An 11617-nucleotide genomic window follows, 5' to 3' on the forward strand; every position below is an offset into this window, starting at 1 on the left:
CAATGTCATCCTGATCATTTTCAACCTGATCCCGATCCCGCCACTGGATGGTGGCCGCGTTGCGGTAGGCTTGTTGCCGGCTTCTGCCAGCATCGCCCTCAGCCGGGTTGAACCTTATGGATTTATTATTCTCATTGTGCTGCTTTTTACCGGCATTTTGTGGAACGTACTGGGCCCATTATTTTTATGGGTTTATCATTTTTTCCTGGCAGTAGGTGCTGGATAATGAAAGAAATTATTGTCTCTGGAATGCGTCCAACCGGACGTTTGCATATTGGTCATTATCATGGCGTACTGAAAAACTGGGTACGCTTGCAGGATCAGGGCGAGTGCTATTTTTTTGTAGCAGACTGGCATGCCCTGACCACCCATTATGAAAGTGTTGAAGGTATCAGTACCGCCGTTTGGGATATGCTGGTCGAATGGTTAGCAGTGGGAATTGATCCGGATAAAGCGGTTCTATTTATTCAATCGCATGTCCCCCAACATGCCGAATTAGCCCTGCTGCTGGGGATGCTGACGCCTTTGTCGTGGCTGGAGCGCGTGCCGACTTTTAAGGACCAGCAGGAAAAACTGCGGGAGCGGGATCTGGCGACCTTCGGTTTTCTTGGATATCCGCTGCTGATGACGGCGGATATTCTTTTGTATGAGGCCCAACAAGTCCCAGTAGGGGCGGATCAGGTGGCGCATCTGGAAATCAGTCGGGAACTGGCCCGACGTTTCAATAGTTTCTATGGTCGTGATGCAGAAACCCAGCAGCAGATTGAAAAAGGGTTGCAGGCCATGGGCAAGCGTGCTGCCAAAACTTTTAGCCAGTTGCAACAGCGTTTTCAACAAAATGGGGATTTATTGGCCGTCACGGAAGCGGCTGAATTTCTCCAGCAACAGGCAGGACTGAGTCCACTGATGCAGGCGCAGCTATTGGCGCATCTGGAAGGGAAGGGGCGTGAAATTCTCCGGGAGCCCCAGGCATTACTGACTGCTGCTTCAAAATTGCCGGGTCTGGATGGTCAAAAAATGAGTAAATCCTATGGGAACACCATTCCTTTACAGGAAGACCCGGAACTGATTCGCAAAAAAATCCGTACCATGCCTACTGATCCGGCGCGCGTCATGCGTACTGATCCGGGTACTCCGGAAAAATGTCCGGTATGGGGTTTTCATCAGGTGTATTCCAGTGAGGAAACGAGAAATTGGGTACGTCAGGGCTGCACAAGTGCAGGTATTGGCTGTCTCGATTGCAAACAGCCCGTGATTGAAGCGGTCCTGGCGGAATTGGTGCCTATTCGCGAACGAGCCGAATACTGGGCAGCGCGTCCTGCACAATTGCGGGAAATTGCCCATGCCGGTGCGCAACGTGCCCGCAACAGGGCCGAGCAGACTATGGAAAAAGTGCGCTCCGCCATGGGCTTGGCTCACGAACAGGGTGTTGACTGAGTGATATCTGCGTGACAGCGGTCAATGCTTCTATCGGGCAGACTGTACAGGTCAATGGTCAGCCGCTGGACAGTTTGCCCGAGGGCTTGTTTATTCCTCCCGATGCCTTGGAACTACTCCTGGACAGCTTTTCCGGACCTCTTGAATTACTGCTCTGGCTGATCCGTCGTAACCGTATGGATATTCGCGATATTCCGGTGGCGGAAGTGACCCGTCAGTATTTGCAGTACCTGCAGGAAGCCCGGCGACGGAATCTGGAGCTGGCAGCAGAATACCTGCTGATGGCAGCCTGGTTGGCGGAAATCAAGGCGAGGATGCTGCTTCCGCTGCCGCCCGCCCATGATGACGAGGAAATGGACCCCCGATTGGAGCTGGTGCGTCGTCTTGAAGCTTTGGCGCTAGTGCAAAGCCAGGCAGCAGTCCTCCAAGCATTACCGCAGTCCGGGCGGGACTTCTGGACGGTTAGTGCAGTCCACTATGCGGAATTGTCCCCGTCTCCGCCTCTGCTCGAACTGGGTGATATAGCTGCCGCTTGGTTGCGTATACAGCAGCGCCCCGTACGCTGCGATCAACCGGTTCATCAGCTTTCTAATCCGGCCATGGGCTTGCGGCAGCGAATGGTGGAAGTGCTCCTCTGCTGTCGTCGCGACCATCGTCTCTGGTCATTGCTTGAGTTGTTGCCGGAGTTGAGCAGGCAGGCATTGGCTATATCCTTGTTGGCTATTTTGGAGTTGTTGCGCCAGGAAGCCTTGCAACTGCATGAAGATGAGGCGAGTGGCTGGCAGGTCAGTATTGCGGATATGGAGATTTCGCAGCATGCGTGAGGCCCTGCTGGCTTTGTTTTTATCCAGTGCAGAACCGCTGTCGCGGGAGCGGCTGGCTGGCATTTTCGCCGACGACCCGGAATATGCGGGTTGGGAAGCGGCATTGGAGATTTTACTGGCCGCTGGTGAAGGCCCCATGCAGCTGGTTGCCATAGCGGGCGGCTATCGTCTGCAGATTCATTCTCGCCACCATCATCTGTTAGGGCGTTTACATGTAGAGGCTCCCCGTCCTTTGGGCAAAGCCGTACTGGAAACTTTAGCGGTTATTGCCTATCAACAGCCTGTTACCCGTCCGGAAATTGAACACTGGCGGGGTGTATCAGTGGGTGCGAGCATTATGCAGCAGCTACAGGAGCTTGGCTGGATTGCTGTGGTGGGTCATCGCGAAAGCCCTGGTCGACCAGCACTTTGGGCAACTACTTCAGACTTTATGCAGCATTTTGCTTTGGCTTCCCTGGAAGATTTACCCGTAGTAATGACCGATAAATAGAAAGATTATTTTAATATTAGAAAAAACTTATTTGACGACCTGATAATATGGTCGCATATTTTCATGGAATTTGTAGGTGACGGTTAATAAAAGATGCCGGCATCCGTATTGGGTTAGATGTGGTCAATAATGTGACGAGGAGTAGACCAATGGCACATGTGGTGATTTTAGGGGCAGGTACAGGTGGCATGCCCGCAGCTTATGAAATGAAAGAGGCCTTGGGTTCCGGGCATGAAGTGACGCTCATCAGCGCCAATGATTATTTCCAGTTTGTCCCATCCAACCCCTGGGTAGGCGTGGGCTGGACCAAACGTGATGATATTGCTTTCCCTATTAAACCGTATGTAGAGCGCAAGGGTATTCATTTTATTCCTCAAGCGGCGGAAAAAATTGATGCAGAAGGTCAGGAAATCATCCTGGCTGATGGCAGTAAGGTCCATTATGACTATCTGCTGATTACCACCGGACCGAAGCTGGCTTTTGAAAACGTGCCAGGGTCTGATCCGCACGAAGGACCCATTCAATCCATTTGTACGGTGGACCATGCGGAAAAAGCTTATCAGGACTACCAGGCGCTTCTGGCCGAACCCGGTCCTATTGTAATTGGTGCCATGGGCGGTGCCAGTTGTTTCGGTCCGGCTTACGAATACGCCATGATTGTAGCTTCTGACCTGAAAAAACGCGGCATGCGTGACAAAATCCCTTCCTTCACCTTTGTGACCAGTGAACCCTATTTGGGTCACCTGGGTATTCAGGGTGTAGGTGATTCTACCGGAATCCTGACCAAGGGACTGAAGGAAGAAGGTATTGAAGCCCACACCAATTGTAAGGTCACCAAAGTAGAAGGTGGCAAAATGTTCGTCACTCAGGTCAATGACAAGGGTGAAGTGGCCAAGGAATTCACCTTGCCAGTCAAGTTCGGCATGATGATTCCTGCTTTCAAGGGTGTTCCTGCCGTAGCCGGTGTTGAAGGCTTATGTAATCCGGGTGGATTTGTGCTGGTAGATGAACATCAGCGCAGCAAGAAGTACGCTAACATTTTCGCTGCTGGTATTGCCATTGCGATTCCTCCGGTGGAAGCCACACCAGTGCCTACAGGTGCCCCCAAAACCGGTTACATGATTGAATCCATGGTTTCTGCTGCGGTGAACAATATCAAAGCAGATCTGGAGGGTCGTAAGGGTGAGCAGACCATGGGTACCTGGAATGCCGTCTGTTTCGCCGACATGGGTGATCGCGGCGCAGCTTTCGTAGCCCTGCCGCAGTTACGTCCCCGCACGGTGGATGTATTTGCTTATGGTCGCTGGGTGCATCTGGCCAAGGTGGCCTTTGAAAAGTATTTCATTCGCAAGATGAAAATGGGTGTTTCCGAACCTTTCTATGAAAAAGTGCTGTTTAAGATGATGGGCATCACCCGCCTCAAGGAGGAAGTACCTCCTCATCGTAAAGCTTCCTGAGCATTATCCGCAGGAAAAGCATCAGACCCCGCCTTGCGCGGGGTTTTTTATCCTGAAAACTAACCATGAAGCATGTCCGGAGATTTTTGCAAGATGGATGAAAAATTACAAAAAGTTTTGGCTCGCTTTGGTCTTGGGTCCAGAAGACTGATGGAACAATGGATTTCTGCCGGTCGCATCCAGGTCAATGGTCAGGTCGCCAAACTGGGGGATCGGGTCACGCCCCAGGACAAAATAGCGGTAGATGGCGAAGCCTTGCGGATTCCCTCCTGGGTACGCCCGCGACTGCGGGTGCTGCGTTATCACAAGCCAGCAGGGGAGCTGACTACCCGGAATGATCCCGATGGTCGTCCGACTGTTTTTGATCGTCTGCCCAAGTTGCGTGGTAGCCGTTGGGTGGCAGTGGGCCGCCTGGACTTCAATACGGAAGGGCTCCTCCTTCTCACCAATGATGGGGATTTGGCCAATGCCTTGATGCATCCCCGCGCGGGCATTGAAAGAGAATATGCTGTTCGCATTCTGGGTGTTCTGAGTAACGAACAGCAAAATCTACTCTTGAAAGGGGTGACGCTGGATGATGGGGAAGCACGTTTTCTCAAAATTGAAGAGGCCGGTGGTGAGGGAGCCAATCACTGGTATCACGTCACCCTAGCCGAAGGTCGCAACCGGGAAGTACGTCGGCTGTTTGAAGCCTTGGGTTTGGCCGTCAGCCGTTTGATTCGCGTGCGCTATGGCGTGGTGGAAATGCCGCGTTTGCTCAAGAATGGTTATTTTGATGAATTGCCCGATGAAGAACGAGATAATCTGCTGGCTAGTGTCAAATGGGTGAATCCGGCAAGGCCGATGGCCGAGTATGGAGTGGCAGAGTCCAAGTCACACAACTCAAAAAAATCATTATCGGAGCGGCATCCAGGAGCATCTCGTTCATCCAGATCTAAATTTTGAATGAGAGTATTGTAATGGATTCGATGGAACTCACGACCCAATCCAGAACCCCCGTTGGCGAGGTGCGGACTTCTTTGTTAGAGCCGGAAAACAAGATTCAGGAATTTTCTCGGGCACAGCGCATTAATCCAGAAAATTATGATGCGGATATTTCGTGGTTGGCCACAGGTTTTTTTGCAAAACTATTTCGTTGAAGCTTGATAATACTCACCGATAATTTCCCAGGCAGCAAAAATTATCCGGGTGATGATGTGTGCTGCGAACCATATAACAAAAAAACGTAATACATCCATTATGATAGGTATCCAGAAAGGGAACCCCCCACCGAATCCCAAGGGCTGTGGTAGCAGTCCCCATTCCGCAGCAATAATGGCCATTAACCAGGTGATCGCCCAACTTTTTACGCTGGCAGTAGAGCTACTGCTGCGCTTGGGCTTGAATTTTTTATCAGCTGTTGGTTCTTTCTTGTCCTTTGCCATGATCTCTCGTGCTCATTTTTTTAGTGACCCATGACATGGTTGCGCAGTTTATCCAGTTGTTGTTGCACCATAGTGCTGAGACTTTTCAGCTGATCGGCACCAGTATGAATAGCGGCATTATCTCCTTTTTTTAGGGCATTAATAATGGCAATGCCCAACTTGTGTACTTGCGGATGTACCTGCTGTACCGCAATAAAGGCTTCGGATTGAGCGAGGGGGGTTTCCAGCATGCTGTCCATCCATTGCCCTAAACGGCACTGGTGGTGGTCTTTAATGTTGTTGACATCAATTTGACTGGCTTTGTCGGTAATTGCTTCCAGAATTCTGCTTACCCATAAAACATGGTCTGCCTTAACTACGGTCAGTCGAGTAGCCAGCGCCGGATCACCCTGCATGGCCGCTTCACTGGCGTGCGCAAGTTCATCACGAACATGGTCGAGACACTGGCGGATGGCCTGGAACTGCCGGGCAAATTGTCCCATGGACTGCTGCAGGGAGCTCATGTGTGTGCCCATGCTTTCCGCCGCGACAATTTCCTGAGTACTACCACTGACAATAGTTTCAATGTTTTCACGAGTTTTTTGTGCAGACTGGTTTGCCATCCCCAGGACTTCGGCCACTGTTTCGAGAGCATCTCCGCCACGACGCAAATGCTCCACGCTGGCGCTAACGCCAGTTTCAACTTGTATGGCGCCTTTATTGATGGTGGTTGCCGAACTGCGTATGTCAGCAGCAGCACGAGCAGAACTTTGCGCCAGTTTTTTGACTTCATCGGCAACTACTGCAAAACCGCGCCCATGTTCCCCGGCGCGTGCAGCCTCAATAGCGGCATTAAGAGCCAGTAGATTGGTTTGCTTGGCAATTTCCTGCACTTTGCCCGCCAATGTGGTAATAGTACGGGTTTGTTGTAGAAAAGCCTGTACGGTTTCCCCCATGTCAGTGACGGTTTGCTCGACCAGATCCATTTCTCCAATCAATATGGAAAGACGTTCGTTTCCCATCTGGACATCGTGTAAGGTCGCTTCCGCTAGCGACTGGTTGGAGCCAATACTGTCAGCCGTGCTGCGCACCGCTTTTATGACCGCCTCGGCCTGATCATACAAGGATTGGCTATCCATCTGTGCAGTATGTAAATCCTGCTCTAAATCCATACCTAGCAAGTGACTTTCTGCAGTTTGTTCCAGAGCGGTCACTTGATGATCCAGAACTTTACAGCTTTGCCAAAGACGAGCTTTTTGCCAGTCACAAATCGGCGTAATGGTTTTTCCGAGTTCAGGATCATCTCGAATCAACCGTGCCGTTTCTGCATCGCCATCCAGACAGGCGGAAAACAGGGAAAGCAGGGTATGTTTTTCAGTGGACATGGCGTAGCCTCGTCATGGTGAGATTTTAGTGGAGGCGAATAGCATTCGTGATGGCGCGAGCCAATTCGTCGGGAACAAACTTCGCCACATAACCATCAGCGTTGACACTGCGCGCATGGGCTTCATTGGCGGTGCCTGATAGCGATGAATGAATGACGACTGGTACATCTCGGAGGGCTTCATTTTCTTTAATCTGGCGGGTCAGTGTAAATCCATCCATTTCGGGCATTTCGAGATCAGTCAAAACCAGTGCTACCTTATCACGAAGTGGGATACCTGCAGCTTTGGCATCTTGCGCCAGTTGTTTTAAACGTTCTAATGCTTCCTTACCAGTTTTGGTCCCTATAAAAGCCAAGCCCAAACTTTTCAGCGTTTTTTCGATCTGGTTGCGAGCAACACCAGAATCATCGGCATAAAGAATGACGGCACCTTTGGGGATTTCTACGGCATGTTGCTGCACGAGCTCGTCCCCAGCCTTGAAACGCGATGGCAATACCAGACGAAGAATGTGCTCCACATCCAGCACCAGAGCTAGACGTGCAGTTTCTTCATCTTCATCCAGCCGTGCCAGACTGGTGACCAAGCCACCCACTGCGGCACCCTCCGCAGAAAGTACGCGACTCCACTCCAGTCGGACAATTTCTTCGACATCTTCAACAGCAAATCCCTGCACCGAGCGTTCATATTCTGTAACCAGCAGGATATTTAATCCTTCAGTTTTACAGCCGACCACCTCCGGTAAATTGATGACGGGAATGATTTGTCCGCGTATGTTGGCGACGCCCATCACATGTTCAGGGGCACCGGGCATGGGCGTGATTTTGGGCATGACCAGCGCTTCACGGACCTTGAACACATTGATCCCAAAAAGTTCGCGGCTATTGATTTTGGGATCCATGCCGAGACGGAATACCAGCAGCTCAAACTTGTTGGTGCCCGCAAGCTGGGCGCGTTCATCAACTTCCCGCAGTAACTGATTCATGATCCAATCCTCAATAGGTTTTTTGAATGGCCGCGCTCAGCGCGTCCATATGCTGGAAAATATTATCCCGAATATCCAGGACCTGCCGCAGTAGTTTGTTAGTACTTTCCTGATCGCCAGCTTGATGTGCAGCCAGTAGCTCCCGCGTGCGCTGATGAAATTGCCGATGCGGCTCGGCCAGGGCGACAAATTCTGCTTCATTGCCCAGCACCTGCTTTCCATAACCCTCGTACCACTTTCCCAAGCCACAGGTCAGGTAATCCTGAATGTCTTCCATCTGCATGAGATGCCTATTGTTTATCACTTCATCCTGCAACTTTTGAACAAGTAAATCATGGTGTTGGCGGGCAGCGTTCAGAGACATGAAAAGTGCCAGCGTGCGAAGGCTTTTTATTTCCTTGCGCAAATTTTGGGTGACATCCATGGATTGTTGGGCCTGATGCTGATTTTTCTGTGCAACGGTATCAATATTTTGGGCAGTTGCAGTGATCGTTGAAATGTTATTTTGAACCTCGTCAGTAGCTTCCTGTACGCGTTTGGAGAGATTGCGCACTTCGTCTGCAACTACCGCAAAGCCTCGGCCATGCTCTCCGGCACGAGCGGCTTCAATGGCGGCATTCAGTGCCAGAAGATTGGTTTGATAGGCGATTTCACGAATGGTCTGGGCAATTCGACTGATAGCGACCACCTGACCCGTGAGTGATGCAGTGGCCTGATGGTTTTCTTCGCTGGTTTTTTCCAGCAAAACCAGATTTTTATTGACGGTCTCCATGGCTTCGTCCACTTCGGCCGTAGTGCGGGTGAGGGTTTGCGCGTTGTCGTTGGCATCTCTGGAGCTGCTTGTTGATAGTTCGTCAACACGACGCTGATCGCTCAGGTCCTGCCAGCTGGCATGATAGGCAATAGGCGACCCGGAAGTGTCGCGTAACAAAGTAAAATTTAACCCAAAAACAATTTTTCCCAGTTTTAGCTCTGCTTGATGTTGCTTGATGTTTCCCTTAGCTAACTCCCTAAAGATATTGCGAATCCGTTCCGGATCTTTATGAAATTGATGAATGGAGTGATGCAGGGCGTTGCGCACATCTGCGCCGCGTAATAGAGGATTTAATTTTTGATGATGAAAATTCATGATACTTAGCGCTGCGGGATTCATGTAAAAAATGACATTTTCCATGGCCTCATCCGCTTCACAGAGCATTTCCAGGCTAGGTAAGGGTTCCAAAAGTGATTTTGCATATTCTTCGAGTGCTATTCTATCCATAATTTTTTGCTCCGCTGATTATTAGATGATGGCCGTGCCAACATTGATTTTGTCGAACCAGTCCAGAAAACGCTTAACGTTGTCACCACTATAAATAGCCCCATGCTGTGGGCAGAGATGTTGTATATCCAACTGACTCACCAGCTCTATCCAGTTTTTCTTGGCGGCATTGGAAGGCATCCAGCGTTCATGAAAATATTTGGCTTTTTTGATGTGTTCTTCAAAAGCTTGACCGGTTTTATCCCGTCGATCTACCCAGGCGTCATGGCCGGGGGGTAATAAGGCTGCACCCACATCACCGGAAAACAGGATTTTTGCATCTGGATCATAAACATGAAAATTGGCTGAAGAGTGCAGGTAGTGGGCCGGTATAAATTCCAGCCGCAGCCCTCCAATCATCACATCTCCGCCTTCATCAGGAATATTTTGCAGCGGTGCATTGAGCGCACCATAATGACGAATAAAACCTTCCCATAATTTGGGAACGTACCATTCCATTTTATCATTACAGGCATGCCACAGCGGCAAGCTGGAGGCAATATCGGGGTCCTGATGCGACACAAACGCCGCTTTCAGGCTGGAAGGCGGAATGACTTCCACCATGGCTGCAAACACCTGGGGAAAAATCTCAAACCCACCGGGATCCAGTATGAGGCTTTGTCCGTTCGATTCGATGACATAAACATTGGAATCAATGACCCGATGTTCGTCCTGATCATAAATGATCCACCAGCGATGGCTGCCTGCTTCAAAGACGGGTGCTGCTTTCATGTTCCAGACTCTCCAATTGATGGCGATAGCTACGAATCGCCTGCGCGACGGTGCGGACGGCTTCGCCCATTTCCCTGGAAACCCGCATCAGCGGGGCTCCGGTTGCTTCTGCAAGTGCCGCTTCGATTCGGCCGTTGGTGACGATGTATTCCTGTTCTTCAACACCTTCCTGAAGCGTTTGTACGGCTTCCAGTAACTGGGCCAGAACTTTTCTGGCGGCGGCTTCTTCTTCACGGATGGTTGTTTGCCATTTGTTCTGGGTGCTGATCAGATTGGGACAAGCCTTGCCCTGCAGCGGGCTGTCACTGAGCATTTCCTGGAAAGATTGTGCAAAGCGCTGATGCTGCAAAATGCGCATGTAAGCTTCAATCAGCGGCGCGATACTTTCCTGAAGATGTGAGGCCGACGTCTTTAAAATGGCCGCTCTTTCCCGGAAGGCTTGGGCTACCACGCCATAACCCGCTAAGGCGTTGCCATGACGCTTGACCAGAACCATGGCATTGAGGGCACGCCGATCAATTTCGCGCAATGCCTTTTCAATGCTTTGTCTTGTCGCAAAGGACGCATCTACGACCCTCATGATGTGCTGAATATCCATCAGGCGGCTCCCTTGCAGGAAATATCCACGATGGTTGAATCACTGCCATGATCAATGACATGGTTTGCCAGGGCGACAGCATCGAGAATCAGCACGACATTACCCTTTCCGGAAATGGTGGCACCCTGGTACCAGTTTTGTTCAGCCAGAAAATCAATGGGTTTGACCACAGAGTCCTCGTTTCCAAGCACTTCAGAAACCATAATCAGACCGCGTTCTGTCAAAATGCCCTCTACAGGTTCTGAGCCTAAACGGAGGGGGCGATCATGAAGCAGTCTGCCGAGATCCACCATGGGGATGATTTCAGTACCGTCTACCCGATAGACACTACGTCCACTCATGCGATGAATCCGGTTTTCCTGGATGTCCAGCAGGCTTTCGATATTAGATACCGGGAGAGCGTAGATTTCCCGCCGTAAACGCAGGTAAAGCACGGGTAATACCGCCATGGTCAAAGGAAACTCCATGGAAATACTCGTACCTAAACCTGGTTTAGTCTGAATGTCCAGCCGCCCACGCAGCTTGCGAACCGTTTCCTTGACCACATCCATGCCGACACCACGTCCTGAAATATCGGTAACCTGATCATTGGTAGAAAATCCGGGGCGGAAAATCAGTTCAACCGCTTCCTGTTCCGAGAGGCGAGCCGCCTGCTCTGCAGTGATGACCCCCTTATCTACCGCTTTCCGGGTGACAAACTGACTATCAATGCCGCGCCCGTCATCGGAGACTTCAATGCGCACCTTATCGCCCAAATGGACAGCAGCAACACTGATTTTGGCACTGCGCGCCTTCCCTGCGGCCTGGCGATCTGCGGGTAACTCAACGCCATGGTCGAGACTGTTGCGGAGCAAATGGGTCATTGGACCAGATAGCGCATCGATGTTAAACAGCGTGCAAAAGTTGCCAGAACTGGGTGGAAAACAGCGTGTAAATTGACCACCTGATATCCTGCCGGATTTGTCCGGAGGAAACTGGAGTGATTTGCATGGAAACCATAGCCAAAGTG

Annotated in this window: 13 protein-coding genes and 1 pseudogene; 7 read left to right on the top strand and 7 right to left on the bottom strand. The window is 50.8% G+C overall.

Going from position 1 to position 11617, the window contains the following annotated elements:
* The 7 genes from HJG40_RS06870 to HJG40_RS06900 form a co-directional block, all read left to right on the top strand.
* On the top strand, window positions 1–226 hold a 226-nt coding region (locus tag HJG40_RS06870), incomplete at its 5' end, for a site-2 protease family protein (protein WP_226857268.1).
* The gene (locus tag HJG40_RS06875; RefSeq protein ID WP_215863494.1) at window positions 226–1437 is read left to right on the top strand and encodes a tryptophan--tRNA ligase; all 1212 of its coding nucleotides are present in this window, start codon (window positions 226–228) and stop codon (window positions 1435–1437) included. The genes HJG40_RS06870 and HJG40_RS06875, both read left to right, overlap by 1 nt.
* Before the next feature lie 11 nt (window positions 1438–1448).
* A complete protein-coding gene (locus HJG40_RS06880; RefSeq protein ID WP_368355901.1) occupies window positions 1449–2261 on the top strand; it encodes a segregation and condensation protein A in 813 nt (270 codons plus the stop codon).
* The gene (gene scpB, locus HJG40_RS06885) at window positions 2254–2751 is read left to right on the top strand and encodes an SMC-Scp complex subunit ScpB (RefSeq protein ID WP_215863495.1); all 498 of its coding nucleotides are present in this window, start codon (window positions 2254–2256) and stop codon (window positions 2749–2751) included. The genes HJG40_RS06880 and scpB overlap by 8 nt, the downstream gene beginning before the upstream one ends.
* Window positions 2752–2900: 149 nt before the next feature.
* On the top strand, window positions 2901–4208 hold the full coding sequence (locus HJG40_RS06890) for a sulfide:quinone oxidoreductase (protein WP_215863496.1): 1308 nt from the start codon (window positions 2901–2903) through the stop codon (window positions 4206–4208).
* A 93-nt stretch (window positions 4209–4301) separates the two neighbouring features.
* A complete protein-coding gene (gene rluB, locus HJG40_RS06895; protein WP_215863497.1) occupies window positions 4302–5153 on the top strand; it encodes a 23S rRNA pseudouridine(2605) synthase RluB in 852 nt (283 codons plus the stop codon).
* Between the two features lie 14 nt (window positions 5154–5167).
* Window positions 5168–5347 carry a hypothetical protein gene (locus HJG40_RS06900; RefSeq protein WP_215863498.1) on the top strand — a complete coding sequence of 60 codons (180 nt, stop codon included), beginning with the start codon at window positions 5168–5170 and terminating at the stop codon, window positions 5345–5347.
* Here the strand turns inward: HJG40_RS06900 and HJG40_RS06905 are convergent.
* The 7 genes and pseudogenes from HJG40_RS06905 to HJG40_RS06935 form a co-directional block, all read right to left on the bottom strand.
* Window positions 5336–5632, bottom strand: a complete 297-nt coding sequence (locus HJG40_RS06905) for a hypothetical protein (RefSeq protein ID WP_215863499.1) — start codon at window positions 5630–5632, stop codon at window positions 5336–5338. The genes HJG40_RS06900 and HJG40_RS06905 overlap by 12 nt on opposite strands.
* Before the next feature lie 20 nt (window positions 5633–5652).
* Window positions 5653–6996 carry a methyl-accepting chemotaxis protein gene (locus HJG40_RS06910; protein WP_215863500.1) on the bottom strand — a complete coding sequence of 448 codons (1344 nt, stop codon included), beginning with the start codon at window positions 6994–6996 and terminating at the stop codon, window positions 5653–5655.
* A gap of 25 nt (window positions 6997–7021) precedes the next feature.
* Window positions 7022–7978, bottom strand: a complete 957-nt coding sequence (locus HJG40_RS06915; protein WP_215863501.1) for a chemotaxis protein — start codon at window positions 7976–7978, stop codon at window positions 7022–7024.
* A 148-nt stretch (window positions 7979–8126) separates the two neighbouring features.
* Window positions 8127–9239, bottom strand: a pseudogene (locus HJG40_RS15300) (methyl-accepting chemotaxis protein); the annotation flags it as partial.
* Between the two features lie 21 nt (window positions 9240–9260).
* Entirely contained in the window at window positions 9261–10010 is a 750-nt protein-coding gene (locus HJG40_RS06925; RefSeq protein WP_215863503.1) for an oxygen-binding di-iron domain-containing protein, read from the bottom strand.
* Complete coding sequence (locus tag HJG40_RS06930) at window positions 9988–10608, bottom strand: hypothetical protein (protein ID WP_215863504.1); 621 nt, start codon at window positions 10606–10608, stop codon at window positions 9988–9990. Before HJG40_RS06930 ends, HJG40_RS06925 begins: the two co-directional genes overlap by 23 nt.
* A complete protein-coding gene (locus tag HJG40_RS06935) occupies window positions 10608–11471 on the bottom strand; it encodes a chemotaxis protein CheA (RefSeq protein ID WP_226857269.1) in 864 nt (287 codons plus the stop codon). Before HJG40_RS06935 ends, HJG40_RS06930 begins: the two co-directional genes overlap by 1 nt.
* Window positions 11472–11617: the final 146 nt, after the last annotated feature.

Origin of the sequence: Acidithiobacillus concretivorus, assembly GCF_018853445.1 — a bacterium.
Classification (GTDB): Bacteria; Pseudomonadota; Gammaproteobacteria; order Acidithiobacillales; family Acidithiobacillaceae; genus Acidithiobacillus; species Acidithiobacillus concretivorus.